Origin of the sequence: Granulicella sp. S190 (assembly GCF_009766095.1) — a bacterium.
Taxonomy (GTDB): Bacteria; Acidobacteriota; Terriglobia; order Terriglobales; family Acidobacteriaceae; genus Edaphobacter.
This window is the reverse complement of the sequence record NZ_LMUD01000031.1, coordinates 48206-70353: the sequence shown is the minus strand read 5'-3', so window position 1 is coordinate 70353 and position 22148 is coordinate 48206. Positions and strand designations below refer to the sequence as shown.

At 59.7% G+C, this 22148-nt stretch carries 23 protein-coding genes; 6 read left to right on the top strand and 17 right to left on the bottom strand.

The genetic code is table 11. The features are described from left to right. Positions 1-25: 25 nt before the first annotated feature. Both GSQ94_RS16135 and uvrA read right to left on the bottom strand, forming a co-directional pair. A complete protein-coding gene (locus GSQ94_RS16135; RefSeq protein WP_216843110.1) occupies positions 26-1102 on the bottom strand; it encodes a CPBP family intramembrane glutamic endopeptidase in 1077 nt (358 codons plus the stop codon). Further along, complete coding sequence (gene uvrA, locus GSQ94_RS16130; protein ID WP_158944890.1) at positions 1099-4224, bottom strand: excinuclease ABC subunit UvrA; 3126 nt, start codon at positions 4222-4224, stop codon at positions 1099-1101. The genes GSQ94_RS16135 and uvrA overlap by 4 nt, the downstream gene beginning before the upstream one ends. Positions 4225-4467: 243 nt before the next feature. Between uvrA and GSQ94_RS16125 the strand changes: the two genes are divergently transcribed. Next, complete coding sequence (locus GSQ94_RS16125; protein WP_158944889.1) at positions 4468-4641, top strand: hypothetical protein; 174 nt, start codon at positions 4468-4470, stop codon at positions 4639-4641. A gap of 46 nt (positions 4642-4687) precedes the next feature. Here the strand turns inward: GSQ94_RS16125 and GSQ94_RS16120 are convergent, their stop codons facing one another. Further along, positions 4688-5119: a hypothetical protein gene (locus GSQ94_RS16120; RefSeq protein WP_158944888.1), complete on the bottom strand. Its 432-nt coding sequence runs from the start codon at positions 5117-5119 to the stop codon at positions 4688-4690. Positions 5120-5587: 468 nt separating this feature from the next. Here GSQ94_RS16120 and GSQ94_RS16115 point away from each other — a divergent pair, with 468 nt between their 5' ends. From GSQ94_RS16115 to GSQ94_RS16105, 4 genes are all read left to right on the top strand, one after another. After that, entirely contained in the window at positions 5588-5884 is a 297-nt protein-coding gene (locus tag GSQ94_RS16115) for a hypothetical protein (RefSeq protein ID WP_158944887.1), read from the top strand. Further along, positions 5857-6366, top strand: coding sequence for a flavin reductase (locus GSQ94_RS21895; protein WP_371417539.1), 510 nt, complete (start codon positions 5857-5859; stop codon positions 6364-6366). The genes GSQ94_RS16115 and GSQ94_RS21895 overlap by 28 nt, the downstream gene beginning before the upstream one ends. Before the next feature lie 96 nt (positions 6367-6462). Then, positions 6463-7509 carry a hypothetical protein gene (locus GSQ94_RS16110; RefSeq protein ID WP_254063921.1) on the top strand — a complete coding sequence of 349 codons (1047 nt, stop codon included), beginning with the start codon at positions 6463-6465 and terminating at the stop codon, positions 7507-7509. Between the two features lie 154 nt (positions 7510-7663). After that, the gene (locus GSQ94_RS16105) at positions 7664-8314 is read left to right on the top strand and encodes a nitroreductase family protein (RefSeq protein ID WP_158944990.1); all 651 of its coding nucleotides are present in this window, start codon (positions 7664-7666) and stop codon (positions 8312-8314) included. 66 nt (positions 8315-8380) lie between these two features. On the opposite strand, the gene GSQ94_RS16100 is transcribed toward GSQ94_RS16105, so the two are convergent. The 6 genes from GSQ94_RS16100 to purB form a co-directional block, all read right to left on the bottom strand. Continuing rightward, the gene (locus tag GSQ94_RS16100) at positions 8381-8980 is read right to left on the bottom strand and encodes a UbiX family flavin prenyltransferase (RefSeq protein ID WP_158944886.1); all 600 of its coding nucleotides are present in this window, start codon (positions 8978-8980) and stop codon (positions 8381-8383) included. A gap of 372 nt (positions 8981-9352) precedes the next feature. Further along, complete coding sequence (locus GSQ94_RS16095) at positions 9353-9979, bottom strand: YkgJ family cysteine cluster protein (protein WP_158944885.1); 627 nt, start codon at positions 9977-9979, stop codon at positions 9353-9355. Between the two features lie 190 nt (positions 9980-10169). Beyond that, positions 10170-11234: an SDR family oxidoreductase gene (locus GSQ94_RS16090; RefSeq protein ID WP_158944884.1), complete on the bottom strand. Its 1065-nt coding sequence runs from the start codon at positions 11232-11234 to the stop codon at positions 10170-10172. A 130-nt stretch (positions 11235-11364) separates the two neighbouring features. Continuing rightward, positions 11365-11571 carry a hypothetical protein gene (locus GSQ94_RS16085; protein ID WP_158944883.1) on the bottom strand — a complete coding sequence of 69 codons (207 nt, stop codon included), beginning with the start codon at positions 11569-11571 and terminating at the stop codon, positions 11365-11367. 178 nt (positions 11572-11749) lie between these two features. Further along, the gene (gene purU, locus GSQ94_RS16080; protein WP_158944882.1) at positions 11750-12619 is read right to left on the bottom strand and encodes a formyltetrahydrofolate deformylase; all 870 of its coding nucleotides are present in this window, start codon (positions 12617-12619) and stop codon (positions 11750-11752) included. Between the two features lie 3 nt (positions 12620-12622). Then, the gene (gene purB, locus GSQ94_RS16075; protein WP_158944881.1) at positions 12623-13930 is read right to left on the bottom strand and encodes an adenylosuccinate lyase; all 1308 of its coding nucleotides are present in this window, start codon (positions 13928-13930) and stop codon (positions 12623-12625) included. A 226-nt stretch (positions 13931-14156) separates the two neighbouring features. Between purB and GSQ94_RS16070 the strand changes: the two genes are divergently transcribed. Further along, on the top strand, positions 14157-14588 hold the full coding sequence (locus GSQ94_RS16070; RefSeq protein WP_158944880.1) for a nuclear transport factor 2 family protein: 432 nt from the start codon (positions 14157-14159) through the stop codon (positions 14586-14588). Between the two features lie 65 nt (positions 14589-14653). Here the strand turns inward: GSQ94_RS16070 and GSQ94_RS16065 are convergent, their stop codons facing one another. From GSQ94_RS16065 to GSQ94_RS16030, 8 genes are all read right to left on the bottom strand, one after another. After that, on the bottom strand, positions 14654-14908 hold the full coding sequence (locus GSQ94_RS16065; protein ID WP_158944879.1) for a glutaredoxin family protein: 255 nt from the start codon (positions 14906-14908) through the stop codon (positions 14654-14656). Positions 14909-15047: 139 nt separating this feature from the next. Beyond that, positions 15048-15821, bottom strand: coding sequence for an SDR family NAD(P)-dependent oxidoreductase (locus tag GSQ94_RS16060; RefSeq protein WP_158944878.1), 774 nt, complete (start codon positions 15819-15821; stop codon positions 15048-15050). Positions 15822-15830: 9 nt separating this feature from the next. Then, positions 15831-16751 (bottom strand): tRNA adenosine(34) deaminase TadA, encoded by a 921-nt coding sequence (tadA, locus tag GSQ94_RS16055; protein WP_158944877.1) that lies wholly within the window; start codon positions 16749-16751, stop codon positions 15831-15833. Positions 16752-16787: 36 nt separating this feature from the next. After that, entirely contained in the window at positions 16788-17414 is a 627-nt protein-coding gene (locus GSQ94_RS16050) for an HD domain-containing protein (protein WP_254063920.1), read from the bottom strand. Further along, the gene (locus GSQ94_RS16045; RefSeq protein WP_158944876.1) at positions 17411-18478 is read right to left on the bottom strand and encodes an agmatine/peptidylarginine deiminase; all 1068 of its coding nucleotides are present in this window, start codon (positions 18476-18478) and stop codon (positions 17411-17413) included. Before GSQ94_RS16045 ends, GSQ94_RS16050 begins: the two co-directional genes overlap by 4 nt. Before the next feature lie 147 nt (positions 18479-18625). Further along, the gene (locus tag GSQ94_RS16040; protein ID WP_158944875.1) at positions 18626-19399 is read right to left on the bottom strand and encodes an SDR family NAD(P)-dependent oxidoreductase; all 774 of its coding nucleotides are present in this window, start codon (positions 19397-19399) and stop codon (positions 18626-18628) included. 133 nt (positions 19400-19532) lie between these two features. Next, a complete protein-coding gene (locus GSQ94_RS16035; RefSeq protein ID WP_158944874.1) occupies positions 19533-20501 on the bottom strand; it encodes a carbon-nitrogen hydrolase in 969 nt (322 codons plus the stop codon). Between the two features lie 220 nt (positions 20502-20721). Further along, a complete protein-coding gene (locus GSQ94_RS16030; RefSeq protein ID WP_158944873.1) occupies positions 20722-21774 on the bottom strand; it encodes an aldo/keto reductase in 1053 nt (350 codons plus the stop codon). Positions 21775-22148: the final 374 nt, after the last annotated feature.

Below are 22148 nucleotides of genomic sequence, written 5' to 3'. Positions count from 1 at the left end.
ACAGTCTTTTCCTTTTGCGTGTGGGTTAGTGGGAGAGCTTGTCGAGGTGGCGGTAGCCGCCGGTGGCGATGAAAGCGGTGAGGAAGATGGTGAAGTTGTAGCTGGCGTGGATGAGGGTGGAGGCTAGGACGGAGCGGAGACGGATGCGGACGGCGCTGAGGATGAGCGAGACGCAGAAGAGAAGAAGCAGTACGGGCCAGGTGAATGCGGTCTGCTGGCCGTGTAGAGCGGCGAAGAGAATGCTGGTGAAGACAGCGGAGAAGACTAAGGCCGGTGTGGAGATCTTATTATTAGACTGCCAGAGTTCGCGGGCGGCGGGGATGCGGGGGAGCGAGAGCCAATCGTAGGCGATGGCGACGGCGGGCAGGAGGAAGCCGCGGAAGAGGATCTCTTCGAAGAGAGGGGCGAGGAGGACTCCGAAGAGGGTGACCAGCCAGACGTCCGATGGAGTGCGGAAGAAGTCGTCCATGGGGATGTCTTTAGGGATTGCGATGACCGACGAGATGGCTTGTACCGCAAAGGAGAGGGTAAGGCCGATGGGGATGAGGCGGATGGCGTTGCGCCGCGCGGCGTCTGGGTTGGCGTCTATGCCGTTGGTGAAGGGGCGCTTCCACAGCAGAGGGAAGACGAACCAGGAGATGGCCAGGGTTGCGAGATAGGTGAATGCCTCCGAAGCTATGAGTAGCTTTGGCGGGATGGAGGCGGCGGATAGCTTGCCCCCGATCGCGGGGGCGTGGGTTAAGCCGAGAAGAATGAGCTGGGTGAGAAAGAGGAAGACGCCGGCGATAGCGAGGAAGAGGAGCGCGTGGCCGAGGTTGGGGATGCGGTGAGGTGCGTCTTCGGGCGCGTCGTTGGGGGTGTTGTCCATGGGAGGCTGGAGGATGGCCTCGCCTTCGGGAAGGATGGAGAGTTCGGGGAGTATTGGGCGTTCGGGGAGGATCGGGCGCACGGGAGCGTCGGATTGGCTTCGGCTTTGGGGTGCGACCGGAATTGGATCCGTAGAGAAAAAATCGGCAGTGCTTTGGGAGATGTCCGAGCTAAGGGATCGGGACGCGGGGGATCCGGCGGCTGGTGTGGCGGGGTTCGGGGTTAGGTCGCTCATGCTTTAGTCGTGCGCGGGGCCGGCTTTGAGGCGGATGCTTTCTTCTTGGGTGCTGATTCTTTTTGAGCTGCTGCTTTGCTTATTGTGGACTTCTTTGCGGCTTTTGGCTTGATGCTTTTGGGGGATCTCTCTTCGGGCTTGGTGGCGCTGGCCTTGGCGAGTCCGGTTTTCTTTTCTGGCGCGATGAATTTGCCGCGCGATTCCTTCTTTTTGTCGGGGGCAGCAGCGATGGTAAGGGGCTGGGGGCCAGCGTGGCTGGTGCCGTTGCGGCTGGCGAAGTTGGAGTTGTGGGAGGTGTAGTAACGGGCGAGGAAGCTGCCGGTGTGGGAGGCGGCGACGGTGGCGATCTGCTCGGGCGTGCCGTGGGCGATGACGCGGCCTCCGCCTTCGCCGCCCTCGGGGCCCATGTCGAGGATGTAGTCGGCGTTGCGGATGATGTCCAGATTGTGCTCGATGATGACGACGGTGTTGCCGAGGTCGGTGAGGCGATGGAGGACTTCGAGGAGCTTACGGACGTCGTCGAAGTGGAGGCCGGTGGTGGGCTCGTCGAGGAGATAGAGGGTGCGGCCGGTCTGGCGCTTGCTGAGCTCGCGGGCGAGCTTCATGCGCTGGGCTTCGCCGCCGGAGAGGGTAGTGGCGGATTGACCGAGATGGATGTAGCCGAGGCCTACGTCGACTAGCGTTTGGAGCTTGATGTTGACTGTGGGGATGTCTTTGAGGATGGGGACGGCGTCGGCGATGGGGAGGTCGAGGAGGTCGGCGATGCTGTAGCCATTAAATTTTACGGAGAGGGTCTCCTGATTGTAACGACGTCCGTTACAAACTTCGCAGAGGACGTAGACGTCGGGCAGGAAGTTCATCTCGATACGGCGCTGACCTTCACCCTGACAGGCTTCGCATCGTCCGCCCTGGACGTTGAAGGAGAAACGACCGGGTTTGTAGCCGCGCTCGCGGGATTCGGGGAGCATGGCGAAGAGGTCCCTTATTGCTGTAAATACCCCCGTGTAAGTCGCTGGGTTGCTGCGTGGGGTGCGGCCGATAGCTGACTGATCGATCTGGATGACCTTATCGAGCTGGTCGATGCCGATAACCTTGCCGTGCTGGCCGGGCTCTTCGCGGGAGCCGTAGAGTTCCTTGGCCAGGGAGCGATAGAGGATGTCGTTGACGAGGGTGGATTTTCCGCTGCCGCTGACTCCGGTGATGACGGTCATGACGCCGAGAGGGAAGTGGGCGGTGACGTTTTGCAGGTTGTGCGAGTGGGCGTCTTCTACTGTGATCCAGTTGCCGGTGAGGGCGCGGGGTTCAGTGCGGGCTACGATTTCGATTTTGCCCGCGAGGTACTGGCCGGTGACGGAGGCCGGGTTGTCCATGATTTGTTGCGGGTTGCCGTCGGCGATAAGGTAGCCGCCGTTTTTGCCCGCGCCGGGGCCGAGGTCGAGGACGTAGTCGGCTTTGCGGATGGTATCTTCGTCGTGCTCGACGACGAGAACAGTGTTGCCGAGGTCGCGGAGGTTTTCGAGCGCGGAGATGAGGCGTTGGTTGTCGCGCTGGTGGAGGCCGATGGAGGGCTCGTCGAGGACGTAGAGGACGCCGCGGAGGCGGGAGCCGATCTGCGTGGCGAGGCGGATGCGCTGGCCTTCACCGCCGGAGAGGGTAGCGGCGGATCGGTCGAGGGCGAGGTAGCCGAGGCCGACCTGATTGAGGAACTCGAGACGTTCGATGATCTCGCGCTGGAGGCGGTCGGCGATGAGGCGGTCGCGGCCGACGAAGTTCATGTTGCGGGCGGAGGTGAGGGCACGCTCGAGGGGTAGGGCGGTGAAGTCGGCGATGGATGCGCCGTTGACGGTGACTGCGAGGGATTCGGGGCGGAGGCGGCGGCCTTTGCAGACGGGGCAGATGGTCGCGGACATGTACTGCATCATGTACTCGCGGTAGCCCTCGGATTTGGTGTCTTCGAGGTTGGAGCGGAGGTAGTCGAAGATGCCGTGGAAGCCTGTGCGACCGGCTTCGGCGCGGGGGGGGCCGTAGAGGAAGAGGTTTTGCTGCTCGGTGGTGAGGTCTTCGAAGGGAACCTTGATGTTGATCTTGGTTTTTTCGGCGAAGAGCTTGATGAGGCGGAGGAGGTAGGCGGAGCCTGAGCCAGGTCCCATGGCTCCGTCGAGGAGCGGCTTGGACCAGTCGGAGATGGTCTTGGCGGGGTCGAAGTCGTAGATGCTGCCGAGGCCGTGGCAGTTGGGGCAGGCGCCGTAGTTGGAGTTAAAGGAGAAGCTGCGTGGCTCAAGGCGTGGGACGTTGATGCCGCAGTCGGGGCAGGCCATGGAGGAGGAGTAGAGGGTTTCGTCCATGCCGTGGATGCCGATCAGAACGAGACCGTTGGCCATTTGCAGGGCCTTGGCGACGGAAGTCTCGAGACGGCGAAGGTCGTACTTGGGGGCAGCGTTGGCAAGGGCAGAGTTGGTGTTGGGTTCTCTCGCTTCAGGCGGGAGGGGTTTTAGGATGATGCGGTCAACGACGGCTTCGATGGTGTGGTTCTTGCGCTTTTCGAGGCGCATGCCCTCGGTGAGCTCGGTCATCTCGCCGTCGATACGCGCGCGGAAGCCTTGTTGGTCGAGGGCTTCGAGCTCTTCGCGGAACTCGCCCTTGCGGCCGCGGACGAGGGGGGCGTATACAGTGATGCGTTCGCCGGGGGAGAGGGCGGCGATGCGTTCGACGATCTGCTCGGCGGATTGGCGGGTAATGGGGCGGTGGCAATTGGGGCAGTGGGGCTGGCCGACACTCGCGTAGAGGAGGCGGAGGTAGTCGTAGATCTCTGTGATGGTGCCGACCGTGCTGCGGGGGCTGCGGGAGGTGGTTTTCTGCTCGATGGAGATGGCGGGGGAGAGGCCGTCGATGGCGTCGACGTCGGGCCGCTCCATCTGATCTAAGAATTGTCTGGCGTACGCCGATAAGGTTTCTACATAGCGACGTTGGCCTTCTGCGTAGATGGTGTCGAAGGCGAGGGAGGATTTTCCGGAGCCGGAGAGACCGGTGACGACGGTGAGGGTATTGCGCGGAATGCTGACGTCGACGTTGCGCAGATTGTGCTGGCGAGCGCCGCGGACGGTGATGTGTGTAATGCCCATGGGAGGTCTCAGGCGGTGTTCGGCCAAGACTCTAGAATACGGCATTTTGGAAGATGGCATCTTGCAGGATGGAGGACGTAGTTTTGACCCGGGCAACTCCAGAGTGGGAAAGATGTATCCGAAGGAGCAACATGATCCACTTTCGGGTCATTGTATCGGCTGATAAGTTTGTAACAATAGCCACGATATGAAAGTCTGTCGCAGGCAAAATGGACCTGACGGCTGGTGAACTGAGGAGTGGGTGTGAATTCGTCGATCATGTTGGTGTCTGCGGTACTGGCTTCTCTGGCAGTAGGTGTTCTGGTGGCTTACGGGGTTTGTATCGCCATGTTCAGCGCCTTCCAGATGCATGTGCGCCAAGTGGCGGGGAGTGCGGCCCGTCAGGTGGCGGCCACCGTGCAGGTTGCGAAGAACTAACTCGATTGCCCCCCTGGAAGCAGGTTGCGGCTTTTCCACTAAAAGACTATTGAGGCGGGGTTTGCTGCTGGCGTATACGCTGGAGCTGCTCGTAGATCTGCTGTGGCGTTTTGACGCCGTTGGGTGAGTCCGGCTGAGATCCATCGGCTGGTACAGCCGCATTTGGCGTGGCTGGGACGATTGGGGGAACAGTCGTGTTTCCGGGGGGTACTTCGGCAGTGGGCGCGGACTGTTCGGAGGATTGCTGGGGCTGCTCGGAGTCAGGTTTGTCGTCGAAGGTGGAGGCGTTGGGATTAGGCGGCGTTGGGCCACCCTGGCGAGGGGTAAGGATAAGCTCTGCCGGGGCTGCGCCATCACGGTGTATCAGAAGCATATTGCTGCCCGTCCCATCCAGGAGCTGGGCCAATATTTGGGCTGGTTCGGCGGGACCATACTGACCAAAGACTCTCTCGTCTATTACTCCTCCGGTGATCTTCATACCAGTTTCATGAGAGATCTGGCGGAGGATTTGATTGAGGCTGGCGTTATCCGCCAAGACGGAAAGAGTATTCCTGGTTAGTGTTACCTGCGCTCGCTTTGGCTGCTGTTGGGAAGGCGTAAGAGGAATCGAGGGTTCAGTCGTGGTGGTGGCCGGGGTCGCGGGCAGGGTGGATGCCGGCTGAGCGGCAGAAGGTTTGGCTTGCGGGGGCGGTGGGGTCTGTGCAGAGAGCAGAGTGGCGCAGGCCACGCAAACTAAGGCAATGCAACGGATTGGCGCCATGGTCTGCATACAGTGATAGGACGCTTTGTGGCGGAGGAAGGTCATCTGCGGATATCAGTATCCAGCTTATCGCGGACGGGTGTGAAGGAGTTACATTTCTGTGACATCTCCGCGCGCGGAGCGTTGTAAAGTCTGCTCACAGTTGCCCTGCTCTGTACTGGCATGAGGTGAGGAACTGGAGCAAAGATGACGACTACCGCTGGGAGCGCCGAGGGCGAATCGATGCAAACCGCTCAAGCATACTGGGACTCGGCCGCAGAGACGTATGAAGATGTTTTTTCCGGGACCACGATCGGGAAGACACGGCGTGAGGCCGTGTGGCAGGATCTGAAGCGTCTCTTTCGACGAGACGATCATGTACTGGAGATCAATTGCGGGACCGGTCTTGATGCGGTGTTTCTTGCAAAGGAGGGCGGTATTGGACGTGAAGGGATGGGAAAATTCCTAATGCCCGGATGTCAGCAGTTGACGCTCACGCGATGATGGTGATGTTTCTCTGTCCTCGTCCGGTGGTTCTTGTTACTGCGATGGAGGAGCGGAGCGGCAATATATTTCCTATGAATCTGATGGGTTCTCTCGGGGACGGGTACTTTTCGTTTGCGCTCAATGCGGAACGACAGGCATCGCGGTGCGTGAGACGAGTCGAGAGGGTCGCCCTGAGCAGTGTGCCCTACGACAAACAAAAGGAGGCGCGTGAGTTGGGAAAACAGCATATGCAGACCTCTGCAGACTGGGACCGACTTCCGTTTGGTATCAGACGCTGCCTTCAGTTTGAAGTTCCCGTCCTGGAGTTTGCGTTGTCGGTTCGGGAGGTCAAGATTCGCGTCGCGAGAGATCTCGGCAGCCACACCTTTTTGTCGGTAAGGTTATGCGGGAGGAAAAAGTGTGCAGAGGCTCCGGCATTTTTCATGATTCATGGCATGTATCAGCGGGTGCGGTCTCTGAATGAGAGTGCCAGGCGTTAGGCGCTGCGATTTAGTGTCTCCTGAAGGCCGCTTTCTTTGATTTGCGTGCCTGGCTGTAGACTGGGAGCACCCTTTTGCAAGTCTCGAATGGAACGAGTGAGACTTTTCAAAAGCGTGACGGTGGGCGCAATGACAGGTCTCAGGATTGGATTGTTGACGTTGGGACTGCTGATGAGCGGGGAGGCATCGGCAGAGGTATGTACGACGCAGTCACAGATGGCTCCGGCTGATCGCGATGCTCTTGCGGCAGCAGCACGTAGTTTGGCTGCAAAGGTTCAAGCGAATGACGTGAGTGGACTTCGTGCAGCTACGGCGGCTGAGTATGCCAAGGATTTCAGCGGCATCGGGGACGTGGTTGGCAGCACGTCGGTACGGGTAAAGAGTGGCACCCCAAAGGTGGAACAGGTCTATGTCCTGGACGCAACGCAGTTGAAGCCTGGAGCAAACGGGGCTGCGTCGGATGCACAGTTTTTCTGTTCGTTGAATAGATCGGTAGCCGAAGCGGATTTTCTGATCTCGGGGTTGGCGCCAGGACGATATGGATTCGTAATGGTGGATGTTCCAGACGGAAGTTCTCCGTGGCGATTGTCTTTTTTGCTTCGACAGGATCAGGGGCAATGGATGATGGCCGGGTTTTATCCCAAGCCGTTGCTGGCAGCGGGTCATGATGGACTCTGGTACTGGACACAGGCGCGATCGATGATTCTGCAGAAGGAACATTGGAACGCGTGGCTCTACTATGAACAGGCTGAAATTCTGCTAAGGCCAACCAACTTTATTCAGAGTACCCATCTTGAGAAGCTGAAAGCAGAGCAGACGACGGCTGCGCCACCCGCTCTGTCGGAGGGAGTGAGCACCGAGTCTCCGCTGGTGGTGAAGGGTGCGGATGGTATGGAGTACCGGTTTACCGGCTTAGGGGTAGATGATTCCCTTGGGAAGGATAAGGTCGACATCCTCGCACATCTCAAGGTGGACCAGATCGGAGATGCAGCTGCGGCTCGTAAACGCAACTCAGACGCGATGGCCGCACTGCTCGCTGCGTATCCAGAGATGAAAAAACCGTTCCATGGAGTGTGGATGTTCGCTGAGGCTCCTGGGCAGAATCCGTTTGCGACGGAAGAGGCAATGAGTGAGATTCATTGACTCTGCAGATGAGTTTTCTGGATCTTATGACGTGTGTTTGATTGGGTAGTGCTATCTTGAGAATCGTTTCCGCGGGACGGTAAGCAATGCAAGGCATGAAGGCTAACCTTCTATGTGAAGCTGGCAGTCTATTGGATAGATGAGAAAGAGAATGATGACAAAGATAAAAAAAACGTTGATCCAAGCGATTCAAGAACGTAGAGCGACGCCGAGTTTTGACGGGGCCCCGATCCCAGCAGAGGACTTGCGGCAGATTCTGGAAGCAGGGCTGCATGCGCCTAGTGGATATAACATGCAGCCTTGGCGATTCGTGGTGGTGCAGTCTGCAGAACAGAAGAAGAAGCTTCGCGCAGCGAGCTACAACCAGGGGAAGGTGGAAGAGGCGTCCGTTGTGATTGTGGCGTGTGGGGATGCGGATGGCTGGCGGAAGGATCTGGACTTGATGCTGGAGAATGGGCGCAAGGGTGGGATGCCGGAGGGCTACGCGGCGCAGGCCCAGAGCAGCGTGCCGAACTACATGTCGAGCTTTAGTGGTGCGCAGATGCAGGGCTGGCTGAACAAGCAGGTGATGCTGGCGTTTACGCATATGCTGCTGATGGCCGAGGTGATGGGGTATGACACCGCGCCGATGGAAGGGTTCGAGCAGGATAAGGTTCATGAGGCGTTGCGGCTTCCGATCAGCTATTGGGTGGTGGCGCTGCTTGCGGTGGGACATGTGAAGGGCGCTGACAAGTTCGACGGCGGACGCTTCGATATGGGACACACGGTGTTTGGGGAAGAGTTCGGCAAGCCGCTGAAGCTATAACGTGGAGATGACTGGCGATGAAGCTTGCGCTGCGCGTTTCCAGTGGGATATTGGCGGAGTTTTGGCTTAGTCGGGTTGCCACTGGTAGGCGTCGGGCTGGGGAAGGCCTATGTGGGCAAGGACCCGGTGAACGAACTGGCGCGCCATCTCCTGGGTACTTTGGGGATGGTTGTAGAGGGTAGGGATGGCGGGGAAGATGGTGGCTCCGGCGTCGGAGGCGAGCTGCATGTTGCGCAGGTGGATGCGATTGAAGGGTGTCTCGCGGATGCAGAGGATGAGAGGGTGATTCTCTTTGAGGCAGACATCGGCGGCGCGCTGGATGAGGTTTGAAGCAAGGCCGTTGGCGATGGCAGCGAGGGTGCCCATGGAGCAGGGAAGGACGATCATGGCGTCGGTGGGATAGCTGCCGCTGGCGATGTTGGCGCCGATGTCGGTTTCGGCGTGATGCTGAAGCTTAGGGCAGGGGGCGCCGAGAAGTTTTTCGGCGAGATCGTTGCGTCCGCTGAGTTCGAGCTCTTCGGCGAAGACGCGGAGGGCGCTGTCTGAGGCGACGAAGTTTATCTTTGTGACCCTGGTGTCGGCGGCGAGGGTGCGAAGGATCTCCGCCGCGTAGATGCTGCCGCTGGCTCCGGTGACTGCGAGGGTGATGTTTGCAGGTGCTGACACGGGATGATGTTCTCCGACTTCGGGTGGGGTACCCCCCTCCCCCTTGCTGGGTATTTTTGGCGCAAGTGCTTTTGTAACAATAGGATAGCGACGGGGTGTGCCGCTAAAATATTACAAATAAAAGGGTTACGTGCAAAATATCTGAAATGTGCAGCTTACGGGAGTTTTGTCTGGGACCGCACGTTCTTATTCAATCTTTTGCCTCGATATGGGGTTCGGAGCGTCTCTGTACTCTCTTCCTCTATTTTACGGAGGGAACGATAACTCATGCGCCATGCTTTCGCGATTTATTGATGGGAGTGAAAGGAAGTGTTTTGTGTGGGTTGAGGCGGAGAGGCAGAGTCGCCTTGATGCTGAGGGGCTTGACACGAGCTACGGGTGAGGCTGGCTGGGATCGCGGAGGGCGTAGGCGATGAGGGTTTCCCCGTGGAGGTGATGGGTGGTGTTGAAGGTGGTGTTGCTGGATTTCTGCTGGTCGGGGATGGTGGGATCGAGTTCGCAGGCGGCGATCTCTTCGGTGGTGGCGTGGATGAAGCAGAGCTCGCAGGTGGCGAGGTTGACCTCCCCGTTGTCTCCCTCGCTGCGCATGGGTGGGCCGAAGGTGCGGCAGAGGATGGGGCGGTGTTGGTAGAGATCGCAGGTTCCTGTGGTGAGGTCGAGGACGGGGCAGGGCTCGTCGTTGGCGAACTCTTCGAAGAGGATGGCGGCTTCGTGGTCTTCGTTGAGAATGCCCGTGGCGAGGTCTCCGGGGAACCAGGGATCGAGGCGGGTGAGGGAGTCTTTGACTCTTTCGTGAATGCGTGCGGATCTTTCGGGATCGGTTTGTTCAAGGAGGGTGAGGCCCTCGCGGAGGCGGGCTGCGTCTTCGTGAGCGATGGGGAAGACTCCGATGCAGCATTGGGAGCAGCCGGGGTGACAGACGAGGTGTGCGCCTCCGCGAAGGTAGGCGTCGGCTACTGCGGTGTCTACGATTTGGATGAGGGGATCGTGGAGGGGCATAGTTTGATTATGCTATTGCGGTGCAGATGGCGGTTGTGGCCAGGGTAGAACGAATGCGACAGATCGCTTCGAGAGGAAAGAACAAGCTACTGCAAAAGCAACCGCAGATCCCTACGGGATGACAAACAAAAGAACAGGCAACTGCAAGAGCAAGTGCAACGGCAACTAGCAGATTCGCTTCGTTGCGTGGTTAGGGGATGATGCGGTTGTGGCGGAGGCGGGTGAAGAGGTCGTAGAAGCTTTCGTCGGTGGGTTGGTAGTCGAGGAAGCCGAACTTGCGGCTCTTGCTCATGTCGGTGACGACTTCGATGGGGCGACCGAGGTCGGCGTCGGTATGCCATGCGGAGACGAGGCTGTTTATGTTGGGTTCGATGAGGTTGTGGGACTTTGCGATGTTGCGCCAGATGTCTTCTGTGTCGGCGAGTTGTTGTTCGAGTGGGGTGCCCTGGCCGGGGAAGGGTGCGGGTTCGATGCCGAACCATGCGGCGAGGCGAGGCCACATCCAGCTCCAGCGGAAGACGTCGCCGTTGACTACGTTGAAGGCGTGATCGTGCGCGATGGGAGTCGTCGCGGCCCACTCGAGATGGCGGGCAAGTAGTCTTGCGTCGGTCATGTCGGTGAGGCTGTTCCACTGCGTGGGTGAGCCGGGGAAGAGAAAGGGACGGCCGGTTTCGCGGCAGATGTTGGCGTAGACGGCGAGGGTGACGCCCATGTTCATGGCGTTGCCGAGGGCGTAGCCGATGATGGTGTGCGGGCGGTGGATGCTCCAGTTGAAGCCCTGGCGCTCGGCTGCGGCGAAGACCTCGTCCTCTTGAGCATAGTAGAAGTTTTCGATGTCGAGACGGGGCTGCTCTTCGCGGAAGGGCGTGGCGGGGAGCTTGCCTTTGCCGTAGGCCTCGAATGGCCCGAGGTAGTGTTTGAGACCGGTGACGAGCGCGACGTGGCGGACGGAGTCGGCGGGCGCGACGGCTTCGAGGAGATTGCGCACCATGGCGGAGTTGACGCGGATATTTTCGGCTTCGGTGGGTTGGCGGAGCCAGGTGGTGATGAAGACGTGCGAGGGCTTGATGTTGGCGACCGCTGTGCGCAAGGCGATTGGGTCGAGGAGATCCGCGGCGATGAAGTTGACTCCGTCGATGGTGTTGGAGGCTCGTCGCGCGAGGCCGTGAACCTGCCAGCCGTTGGTGAGGAGTTGCTGGGCGAGATTGTTGCCGACGATGCCGGTGACTCCAGCGATGAGTGCGGTGCGGGACATGAGAGATCCTTTCGGCCTTGTGGCTGATGGCGATTGGATGAGGTTGGTGGGAGATGGGATTCGGAGGGCGTGATGCGTCAGCGGCACCGGTCTGGGTTGAAGACAAGCCTGAGCGACCGGCGCCACGTTGCTAGACAGCTTTGCGCTGGAAGGTTGTTTTCTTGGTTCCGGCGAAGGAGTCCTTTGCCTTGACGGAGGCGGTCGACGATCCGGCGAGGGATTTGTCGCCACCCTTTGCCTGGGCTGCTGCTTTTTCGCGCGCGGCCTGGAGCTTCTGGGCTTTCGGGCTTAGACCGCGTGTTTTGACTTCTGCTGGTTTCGGGATGAAATCACTCATAGAGAAATCGTCTCATGTTGTGGGGTGTTGAACAAGGCATGTGTCCGGTGGGTTGCGCTCGCGTGTGAGGGACTCGCTCTCCTTTTATCCCAGGAATAGCGCAGCCGTATCAAGGAAAGTCTCATCTCGGTCTGTTGGTGTCGATAGAGAAGATGACTCTGACGGATGATGAGGTGGCTCAGGCGAAGATGACGGTCTTGTTGGCGTAGGAGAGGATGCGGTGGTCCAGGTGCCATTGGACGGCGCGGGAGAGAACCATGCGCTCGAGGTCGCGACCCTTCTGGATGAGGGCGGGGAGCTGATCGTTTTGCGAGACGCGGGCGACGTCCTGCTCGATGATGGGGCCTTCGTCGAGGTGTTCGGTAACGTAGTGGCTGGTGGCTCCGATGAGTTTGACTCCGCGGGCGAAGGCGGCGTGGTAGGGCTTTGCGCCAACGAACGCGGGGAGAAAAGAGTGGTGGACGTTGATGATGCGGCGGGGATAGGCCTGGACGAAGGTGGGCGAGAGGATCTGCATGTAGCGGGCGAGAACGATAAGGTCGATGCGATGGTCGGTGAGGAGAGCCTGCTGCTGGGGTTCGATTTGAGGCTTGGTTTCGGCGTTGACGGGGATGTGGTGGAAGGGGATGGAGTAGAAGTCGGCGAGGGCGCGGGCGTTCTCATGATTGCTGATGATGAGGGAGAGATTGCAGGAGAACTCGCCGGTCTGGTGACGGTGGAGGAGGTCGGCGAGACAGTGGAGATATTGGGAGACGAAGATCGCGACGTTCTGCTGAGCATGGGCGAACTCGATGCGCCAGTTCATGTGGAACTGGCGGGCGAGCGGATCGAAGGCGTCGTGGAAGCCCTGTTGGGTGCAGAGAGGATCTTCGGTGGCGAACTCGACGCGCATGAAGAAGAGGCCGAGTTCGGCGTCCTGATGCTGGTCTGCGTTGAGGATGTTGATGTCGTACTTCTGCACGAGGAAGTTGACGATCGCGGCGACGAGGCCTTTGCGGTCGGGGCAGTCGATGAGAAGGACGGCGGTTTTGGCAGGAGAGGTCTGCATGCGTCAGGAGGCAGGGTTCAGGACGCGGTCGAAGATAGCGTCTACGTTGGCGAGCTGGCGGGTGTAGTCGAAGGCTCGGGCTAGTTTTTCAGGGGTGAGACGGACGGTGATCTCGGGGACTTTTGCGATTTCGTCGCGAAAGGTGAGGTCGTTCTTCCACGAGTTCATGGCGTGGGTCTGGACGAGGCGGTAGGCGTCTTCGCGCGACATGCCGGATTCGGCGAGGTCGAGGAGGAGCTGGCCGGAGAAGATGAGGCCGCCGGTGGACTCGAGGTTCTTCAACATGCGGGCGGGGTAGACCATGAGCTTCGCGATGAGGTTGTCGGTTTTGGTGAGGAGATAGTCGGCGAGGATGGTGGAGTCGGGGAGGATGACGCGCTCGGCGGAGGAGTGGGAGATGTCGCGCTCGTGCCAGAGGGCTACGTTTTCGAAGGCGGTTTGCGCGTTGGAGCGGATGACGCGGGCGAGGCCGGAGATCTGCTCGCTGGTGATGGGGTTGCGCTTGTGCGGCATGGCGCTCGAGCCCTTTTGTTTTTCGCTGAAGAACTCTTCTACTTCGCGGACCTCGGTGCGTTGGAGGTGACGGACCTCGGTGGCGATCTTGTCGAGGGTGCTGGCGAGGACGGCGAGGGTGGAGATGTAGGCGGCGTGGCGGTCACGCTGGACTACCTGTGTCGCTACCGCGACTGGTTTGAGACCTAATTGGTTACAAATTGCTTCTTCGTGTTCGGGCTTGAGGTGGCCGAAGGTGCCGACGGCTCCGGAGAGCTTCCCTACGCGGAGGTCTTCGGCGGCGGCGTCGAAGCGGGTGAGGTTACGCTGCATCTCGGAGTACCAGAGCAGCAGCTTGAGGCCGAAGGTGCTGGGTTCGGCGTGAATGCCGTGGGTGCGGCCGATGATGGGGGTGTGCTTGAACTCTATCGCGCGCTTCTTGAGGGTTTCGGAGAGAGCGACAATGCCGGCGCGGATGATGGCGGAGGCTTCTTTGAGCTGAAGGGATTGCGCGGTATCGACGACGTCGGTGCTGGTGAGGCCGTAGTGGAGCCAGCGGGAAGCTTCGGGGTCGGCGATGTGTTCGGCGACGGTGGTGGTGAAGGCGATGACGTCGTGACGGACTTCGGCTTCGATCTCGTTGATGCGGTCTACGGTGAATGCGCCCTTGTCGCGGATGGTATCGGCGGCGGACTGGGGGACGAGGCCGAATTTAGCGAGGGCCTGGGAGGCGGCGACTTCAACGGTGAGCCAGCACTGGTACTTGTTGGCGTCGGACCAGATGCGGCCCATCTCTTGGCGTGTGTAGCGTGCGATCAAAGCGGTGTCTCCGTGGCTCTCTGGGCTGATTCGAGTTTAGACGACGGCGGGGGTTATGACGGGAGATTGATTCTGTGAGGATCTAGAATTTGCTGGCGCGAGAGGGCCGTGGAGGTGATAGGAAGGGAAGAATCAGAGTCTCTCAACACGATAAAATGGGACGAGCACAGCATAAGAGTTTTTTGATTTGCTGTGTCATTATGACTGGAGATAGTAGACCTTGAAGATGAACAAGTTTGTAGTCGGCCTCTGTATGGCATTTACCGTCACCGCCTTTTCCCAAGCCCAGGATTTGAACAAGACCATTCTCGACAACGAGACCAAGGTCTGGAATACGTTTGTTGGGGCTCACCCAGATATCAATGCGTTCACGCAGCTTGTCGTTCCGGATTATCTTTGCATCGAGGCGACTGGAAAGTTGTTCACTAAAGCCGACAACATCGATCAGCTGAACCATCTGACCTTTTCGGGCTTCAAGATCCAAGATCCGCAGGTGAGGCGGCTCTCTCCGAACTCAGCCCTGATCGTGGCGCGGGTGCGCTTCGAGGCGAAGGCGGGTCCGCAGGACATCTCCAGTGAGACTCTGACTTCAACGGTATGGGTGAAGCGCGACGGGAAGTGGCTGGCTCAGCTGCATACCGAGACGTTCAAGAAGTAGGATCCTGTCGAGTTGAAAGATTGCATCGCCCGAGCCTGAGAGGTAATTCCGGCTCGGGTGGATGCTTAGCCGTTGACGCCCAGGAGTTTGGCCATTTCGTCGTGGAGGAAGCCTTCGCCGGGGCGGTAGGGCTGAACCCATTTGCCGTCGATGACGAATTGCGGGATGGCTCGCTTGCCTACGTTCGCGATGACAAGCTCGGCGGCGCCGGGGGTGTTCTCGATGTCGACCTCTTTGTAGGGGATGTTGTGAGAGGTGAGAAAGCGCTTGGCTTCGCGGCAGTCGCGGCACCAGGAGGCGGAGTAGACGGTGAGATCCATAGAGTTTTATTTTATCCTGTCCCGCCTGATGGGCCGCTGGGCGTGTCCTGCCGGACGGGCTCGCTGCGCGCGAGGCGGCCACTTCGTGGCGTTTTAACCTCGCTTCGCTCGATACGGCCGCCCTCCCGTCGGTCGGGATCTACTGCTCGTGGTAGTTGCGGATCAGGCCACCGTCGACGAAGTAGGTCGCGCCGGTGACGTAGGCTCCATCGTCGGAGGCAAGGAAGAGAGCCACGCCGGAGACGTCATCGGGTGTGCCCATGCGACCTAACAGGATGTTTTTGAGCAGGGCATCGAGTTGCGCTTTATTGTCCATCAGCTTGTTGTTGATGGGGGTGGCGATGGCGCCAGGAGCGATGTTATTGACGGTGATGTTGAGGGGGCCAAGTTCGACGGCGAGGTCGCGCATGAGCATGCGGATGCCGCCTTTGGAGACGCAGTAGGTGGAGAAGTTGGGGAAGACCATGTCCTCGTGGACGGAGGAGATGTTGATTATGCGGCCAGGAAGTTTGGCGTCGCGGAGGCGGCGAACGAAGGCTTGCGCGAGGAAGAAAGCGCCCTTGAGGTTGACGTTGAGGACGGCGTCGTAGTCGGCTTCGGTGACGTCGCAGAAGGCGGCTTCTTTTTCGATGCCGGCGTTGTTGACGAGGATGTCGCAACGGCCCAGCTGGCTGTAGGCCTGGCCGACGAGATTTTGAGTGTCCGCGAGGTTGGAGACGTCGGCTTTGACGAGGATGGATTTTCCTCCTGCGGCTTCAGCTTTGGAGGCGGTCTCCTGTGCCTGGTCGATGTGGTTGCGGTAGTCAATGACTACGGTAGCGCCTTCGCTGGCGAAGCGGATGGCGATGGCCTGGCCGATGCCTGAGCCTGAGCCGGTAACGATTGCTACCTTTCCTGCGAGACGACCTGACATGAAGAGCTCCTACTTTTTGGTGGATTTTTTGGAGGCGGTTTTTTTCGAGGCTTTCTTCGCGGTCTTCTTTGCTGCCTTCTTCGTGGATTTTTTTGCTGCGGTTTTTTTAGCCGATTTTTTCGGCTCGGGTTTTTGCTTAGCGATGATTTCGGAGAGGAGAGCTTTTGCTTTCTCCAGCTCGGCGTGGCGTTCCTGCGGCAGATTTTTGCCAGCGCGGTTGATGTAGAAGTTCAACATGCGCATGCCTGAGGCGGGGCCTTTGGGAGAGACCTTCTTCGAGGCAAGGGCTTTGGCTATGGCAGAGGCGCTTTTGCTGAAGAGACCCTCGTCGGGATGGGTGGAGTCGGTGTCTACCTTGGCGGACCATTTCCTGGCTGTCTTCTTTGTTGTCACGGTCGTCTCCTTCGCAACGTGCGGGGATGTTGCTTCGCTTTGTAGGATGCGGGCTTGTGACTTTTCCAGACGGCGTCTGCGAAAAAAATCGGTGAGGAGGGTGCCGCACTCTTCGGCGAGGAGGTTGGGAGTGACTTTGACTTTGTGGTTGAGCTGAGGGTGGTTGATGACAGAGAGGACGGAGCCGCAGGCCCCGGCTTTGGGGTCGGGCGCGGCGTAGACGAGGCGGGAGATGCGTGCGTGGAGGATGGCTCCAGCGCACATGGCGCAGGGCTCGAGGGTGGCGTAGAGGATGCAGCCTTCGAGGCGGTAGTTTTTGAACGCGAGCCCGGCCTGGCGGAGTGCGACGATTTCGGCGTGGGCGGTGGGGTCGCTGTCGCGAAGGACTCGGTTTTGTCCGCGGGCGATGATGCTGCCGTTATGCACGACGATTGCGCCTACGGGGACTTCGCCGTTGGCTTCGGCGTTACGGGCTTCGGCGATGGCTTCGCGGAGGAAGGATTCGTCGGTCTCGCTGGTTTCTGTGAAGGGCGGCATCGAAGCTAGTTTAGCCGCGGCGGGGGCGACGTGTAGCTAGTAGAGGTTTGGACCGGCTTCGGATTCAAGGGCTTCGAGGAAGGCTTGCATGATCTTGAGGCGAGGAGCGGCGAGGGTCTTCGAGGTTTCGAGGTGGAGTTGAGCGGGGAGGATGGCGAGTTGTTTTTTGAGCGCGGTGAGGGCTTCGGTGAAGGTGTTGAAGCGGGTGTCGCTGCCTAGTTTGGCAAGGGTGCGGGTGATGCCGATGGCTCCGAGCTGCTCGAGGATGTCGGCATCGCGGGCGATGGTGGCTTCGGGGGTGAGGGGCGCGTCCTGCGGTTGGTGAGTGCGGATGACTTCGAGGACGGCGGGGATCTTTTCTTCGGGGAAGCCTGATTCTTTGAGGATCGCTGGAGTTTTTTCGATGGCGTAGTCTACGTGGTTCCAGGTTTTGAGAGCGGTCTCGTCCTCGGGGCGGTGGCCGACGAAGACGCCGAGATCGTGCATCCAGACGGCAGCGAAGACTACGTCGTCGTCGTAGGTGAGGCCTGCGCCGATTTGTTGGGTGAGGGCGTAGAGGCGGGGCTGATGGCCGAACTTGTGGGTCGGGTTGGCGTGGGTGGCGATATAGGTTTCGACGGCGGTGCGGTAGGACGGATTGGGCGGATTGGTCATGGTGCTCATGCGGGCTCCTGCTGGGAGAGGCAGTGGAGGGTGCCGAGGCCCCAGACGAGATCGACGGCGTGGATGCCTACGATCTGGCGGTCGGGGAAGCAGGCGGCGATGATGTTGAGGGCGTGACGGTCGTTGGGGTCGTTGAAGGTGGGGACGAGGACAAGGCCGTTGGCGATGTAGAAGTTGGCGTAGCTGGCAGGAAGACGCTGGCCTTCGAAGACGACGGGCGCGGGCATGGGGAGCTCGACGATCTGGAAGGGCTCGCCTGCGAGGTTGCGAAAGCTGCGGAGACGATCGAGGTTTTCGGCGAGGGGGAGATGATTTTCGTCGTGGATGTTGGGTTCGACAGTGGTGAGGATCTTGTTTTCAGAGACGAAGCGGGTGATGTCGTCGACGTGGCCGTGGGTGTCGTCGCCGGCGCAGCCTTTGTGCAGCCAGAGAACCTTTTCGATGCCGAGGTAGTCGTGGAAGGCTTGCTCGAGGAGACGGCGGGTTTCGGCTTCGTTGCCGAGGCCGGGGTTGCGCTGCTGGATTTCAGAGAGGAGACACTCTTCGGTGGTGAGGAGGAGGCCTGCACCGTTGGTGTCGATGCTGCCGCCTTCGAGGACGAGGCGGTGTTGGCCGATGTGAGGCTTCGACTGAGGCATGTCGTAGAGACTGGCGACGTGGTCGGGGATTTGATCGTCGTTGTGCCAGTTGTTGTACTTGGCCCAGGCGTTGAAGTGCCAGTTGGTGATGGCTAACTGACCTTCAGGATTTTTTACGAAGATGGGGCCGGAGTCGCGAAGCCAGACGCGGTCGGTGGGCCAGAGGTGAAAGTGGAGGCGGGCGAGGTTGGCTCCGGCACGGCGAAGGAGATTGTTGGCGCGGCGCTCAGCTTCGGCGTTGTTGACGAGGATGTGTACGTCTTCGACGCGGGAGAGGTGGCGTACGATCTCAGCGTAGACCCAGGCGATGGGTTGAAACTTGCCAGGCCAGTCGTCGGAGTTGTGCGGCCAGGCGATCCAGGTGGCGGCGTGAGGAGCCCACTCGGCGGGCATGCGGTAGAGCTGGTGGTTGGATGTCTGGGACATGTCTGTTTAAAGTGTAATGGGATTTTGTTGCAGTTCGTTTGCGGTGCGGGAAGGAAAACGGTTTGCGCGTGAGTGAATTTCCACTCCTGCGACGAGGCTGCATGAATGGAGCACCCGGCAGGTCTTCCTGGACAGGGACTGTGAGAGTTACTGGTTGTAGATTGGTGCTCCCATCATTGCGCCTGTGGCTCCGCCGTCGATGACGATCTCTGCTGCCTGGATGAAGGAGGATTCGTCGGAGGCGAGAAACAAGACCGCGTAGGCGACCTCCAGCGGGGTTCCCACCCGGCCGAGGGGGATACTTCTCTTCAACCTGTTGTAGAGATTTTTTTTCTCTTTGGGGCTGGGTGCGACGTTGTCCCAGATGGGTGTGTCGATTGAACCTGGCGAGACGGCATTGACGCGAATTCCTCGCGGTGAGAGCTCGGAGGCCATTGCCCTCACCATGGTTCGCAGCGCCGACTTGCTTGCAGCGTATGCGGAGAGGCGCGGTTTTCCGTCGACATTCTGAACCGAGCTGTTCAAGATGATGGACGCGCCTTGCTTGAGGTGTGGCAGGCAAGCCTGCACGATAAGGAACGTGGAGGTTACATTTACGTTCAGGATGTTCTCGAACGATTCGGCTGAGGTCCCTCCGAGCGGCGTGAAGTAGCCGGTGCCAGCGTTTGTAAAGACCACATCGAGCTTGTCGAATTTTTCTACGGTCGCAACGATCGCTCTTTCCATGGCTGCCTGGTCGGTGACGTTGGCTTGGATTACGAGAGCCTCGTCGCCGAGTTCGAGCGCAGCGGCATCGAGTGTCTTCTGATCGCGGCCGGTGATAGCGACCTTTGCGCCTTCGGATACGAACAGTTTGGCGGTGGCCAGTCCGATGCCGCTGTTGCCGCCTGTGATCAGAGCTACTTTATCTCTTAATCGCATGGAGGATCCTTTTGATTTGACGTACAGGCGTACTGCGCCTCTGACCCCCGGCGGCGCAGCGCATGCAGGCCATGATAACAACTGGGCGGGCTGAATATTCCCGTTCGTTGTTGTGTGGAGACGGGGTCAGAAGCTAGTCGATGAAGCGTTTGGCGATGCCTTCGTAGGCGTCTATGCGGCGGTCGCGGAGGAAGGGCCAGTGCTGGCGGGTGATCTCGATGAGCTTGTGGTCGAGGTCGGCGAGGAGGATCTCTTCTTTGTCGTGGCTGGCCTTGGCGAGGATGCGGCCGAAGGGGTCTGCGATGAAGCTGCCGCCCCAGAACTGGAGGCCGGAGCTGGGAGTGTGATCTCCGGGGCCGTGAAGCTCCACTGTGGCTGGGTTGCCGTCAGCCGCGGTGACTTTGAATTTGACGTCGCCGTGCTCATGGCCGACGCGGTTGACGGCGCAGACAAAGACGCCGTTCGCGATGGCATGGGCGCGCTGCGCGGTCTGCCATGCGTCGTACTGGGCGTCACCGAACTCCTCTTTCTCTGAGGGGTGCCAGCCGATGGCGGTGGGAAAGAAGAGGACCTCGGCGCCGCGGAGGGCGGTGAGGCGCGCCCCTTCGGGGTACCACTGGTCCCAACAGACGAGGGTGCCGATGGGGCCGGAGGTGGTTTGCGTGGTCTTGAAGCCGAGGTCGCCCGGGGTGAAGTAAAACTTCTCGTAGTAGAGCGGGTCGTCGGGGATGTGCATCTTGCGGTAGACGTCGGCGATGCGGCCGTCCTTCTCGATGGTGACGGCGGTGTTGTGATAGAGGCCGGGGGCGCGGCGCTCAAAGAGGCTGGCGACGAGGACTACGCCGGTCTCGCTGCAGACGCGGGAGAGGACGTCGGTGGAGGGGCCGGGAATGGATTCCGCGAGGCCGAAGAGAGCGTGATCTTCGCGCTGGCAGAAGTACTGGGCGCGGAAGAGCTCCGGCAGGCAGACGAGGGTGGCACCCTGACGAGAGGCTTCGAAGACGCGCTCGGCGGCTTTATCGAGGTTGAGCCGGACGTCGGGCTCGCAGGACATTTGGATAAGGGCGACGCGTTGTACGGAGGACTTGCTGTTTGTTGTCATGATCTTCTTCTTTAGTCTATCTAGATTTTGCTGGCGGTTCGAGGCCGAGGTGCCGGGGTATCAGATATTTGCAGGAGGTTAATCTTTGGATACCTCGTTTATCTTGCTGCTCCGATTTTCTGATCGAGATGAAAGCGGTTCGCACGCGGCACGAACGCCCACCTTAGCGACGGGAGGATGCGGTCGCTAAGTTGGGCACCCGGCCTGGGCCGAGTTCGGCTCATTTCGTCGTAGGGAGGGGGCGGGCCACGGGTTCGAGGCGATTAGCGCTTTGAAAGGGCAGCATCCAGCCGGGGTACTCGGGCGGGAGTGCGCTGACTTCATCGAGCTGCTTGAGCTCGTCGACGGTGAGTTTGAGATCGACGGCGGCCAGGTTGTCGTTGAGCTGGTCGAGGCGCTTGGCTCCGATGATGATGGAGGTGACGACGGGTTTTGTCAGCAGCCAGGCGAGGGAGATACGGGCCGGGCTGCAGTTGTGCGCCTTGGCGATGGGAGCCATGACGTCGAGGATGCGCCAGGTGCGCTCTTTGTCGACGAGGGGGAAGTCGAAGCTGGTGCGGCGGGAGTCTTCCGGCTTCTGGTTTTCGCGGGAGAACTTGCCGGAGAGCAGGCCGCCGGCGAGCGGACTCCAGACCAGGAGGCCGGTCTTTTCGGCTTCGAGCAGAGGCACAAGATCGCGCTCGATATCGCGACCGGCGATGGAGTAGTAAGCCTGCAGGCTGTCGAAGCGCGCGAGGTGTTTGAACTCGGAGATGGCGAGGGCTTTGGCGATCTTCCAGGAGAGCCAGTTGGAGACGCCGATGTAGCGAACCTTGCCTGAGGTGACCAGCGTGTCGAGGGCGCGCAGGGTTTCTTCGATGGGAGTGATGGAGTCGTTGCCGTGAATCTGGTAGAGGTCGATGTGGTCGGTCTGGAGGCGGCTGAGACTGGCGTCTACGGCGTCCATGATGTGGCCGCGGGAGGCGCCGACGTCGTTGCGGCCGGGGCCGGTGCGGCCGAAGACCTTGGTGGCAATGATGACATCCTTGCGGGGGATGTTGAGATTCTTGAGCGACTGGCCGAGGGCCTTTTCGCTTTCGCCTTCGGAGTAGACGTCGGCGGTGTCGTAGAAGTTGATGCCTGCGTCAATGGAGGCTTTGATGAGCTGGTCGGCGCCCGCTTGATCGACGTCGCCGATGTTCTTCCAGAAGCCGGTGCCACCGTGGAAGGTCATGGTGCCGAAGCAGAGGGTGGAGACGAGAAGTCCGGTGTCGCCGAGGGTCTTATATTGCATGGTTTTCCTTTTCGCCGAGGGATTCGGCAGACAAGAGATTAGACGTTGCGAAGAGCCTGTGCGATTCAGGCGGAGGGAGGGCAGCGAACAGGAGCAACTGGCTTGGACTTTAGAGATTTTGGATTTTGCAGACTTTGCTTTTTCGCTGATGAATTTTCTGTTAGTTTTGAGGTGTGGAGCGGTCAGATGCAGGTTTGATGCGTTCTCTTCCAATCACCTAAAAACATCTTCCCCAGCCATTGCAGTAAGACGTGTACCTCATTGCAGAAGGAGTGTTATTTTGAGCGAATTTCGTGATTTTCTGGAGCTTTCGTACGGCGAACTCGAGGACCTGAACCTGGCGGCTAAAGAGCAGCGCAAGAAGCGCGTTGCGG

Excerpts from the sequence above, each read along its gene's own strand:
- GSQ94_RS16135 (WP_216843110.1), bottom strand. The coding sequence starts at position 1,102 with ATGAGCGACCTAACCCCGAACCCCGCCACACCAGCCGCCGGATCCCCC.
- uvrA (WP_158944890.1), bottom strand. The coding sequence starts at position 4,224 with ATGGGCATTACACACATCACCGTCCGCGGCGCTCGCCAGCACAATCTG.
- GSQ94_RS16120 (WP_158944888.1), bottom strand. The coding sequence starts at position 5,119 with ATGAAGATCACCGGAGGAGTAATAGACGAGAGAGTCTTTGGTCAGTAT.
- GSQ94_RS16115 (WP_158944887.1), top strand. The coding sequence starts at position 5,588 with ATGACGACTACCGCTGGGAGCGCCGAGGGCGAATCGATGCAAACCGCT.
- GSQ94_RS21895 (WP_371417539.1), top strand. The coding sequence starts at position 5,857 with ATGTCAGCAGTTGACGCTCACGCGATGATGGTGATGTTTCTCTGTCCT.
- GSQ94_RS16105 (WP_158944990.1), top strand. The coding sequence starts at position 7,664 with ATGACAAAGATAAAAAAAACGTTGATCCAAGCGATTCAAGAACGTAGA.
- GSQ94_RS16095 (WP_158944885.1), bottom strand. The coding sequence starts at position 9,979 with ATGCCCCTCCACGATCCCCTCATCCAAATCGTAGACACCGCAGTAGCC.
- GSQ94_RS16090 (WP_158944884.1), bottom strand. The coding sequence starts at position 11,234 with ATGTCCCGCACCGCACTCATCGCTGGAGTCACCGGCATCGTCGGCAAC.
- GSQ94_RS16085 (WP_158944883.1), bottom strand. The coding sequence starts at position 11,571 with ATGAGTGATTTCATCCCGAAACCAGCAGAAGTCAAAACACGCGGTCTA.
- purU (WP_158944882.1), bottom strand. The coding sequence starts at position 12,619 with ATGCAGACCTCTCCTGCCAAAACCGCCGTCCTTCTCATCGACTGCCCC.
- GSQ94_RS16070 (WP_158944880.1), top strand. The coding sequence starts at position 14,157 with ATGAACAAGTTTGTAGTCGGCCTCTGTATGGCATTTACCGTCACCGCC.
- GSQ94_RS16065 (WP_158944879.1), bottom strand. The coding sequence starts at position 14,908 with ATGGATCTCACCGTCTACTCCGCCTCCTGGTGCCGCGACTGCCGCGAA.
- GSQ94_RS16060 (WP_158944878.1), bottom strand. The coding sequence starts at position 15,821 with ATGTCAGGTCGTCTCGCAGGAAAGGTAGCAATCGTTACCGGCTCAGGC.
- tadA (WP_158944877.1), bottom strand. The coding sequence starts at position 16,751 with ATGCCGCCCTTCACAGAAACCAGCGAGACCGACGAATCCTTCCTCCGC.
- GSQ94_RS16050 (WP_254063920.1), bottom strand. The coding sequence starts at position 17,414 with ATGAGCACCATGACCAATCCGCCCAATCCGTCCTACCGCACCGCCGTC.
- GSQ94_RS16045 (WP_158944876.1), bottom strand. The coding sequence starts at position 18,478 with ATGTCCCAGACATCCAACCACCAGCTCTACCGCATGCCCGCCGAGTGG.
- GSQ94_RS16040 (WP_158944875.1), bottom strand. The coding sequence starts at position 19,399 with ATGCGATTAAGAGATAAAGTAGCTCTGATCACAGGCGGCAACAGCGGC.
- GSQ94_RS16035 (WP_158944874.1), bottom strand. The coding sequence starts at position 20,501 with ATGACAACAAACAGCAAGTCCTCCGTACAACGCGTCGCCCTTATCCAA.
- GSQ94_RS16030 (WP_158944873.1), bottom strand. The coding sequence starts at position 21,774 with ATGCAATATAAGACCCTCGGCGACACCGGACTTCTCGTCTCCACCCTC.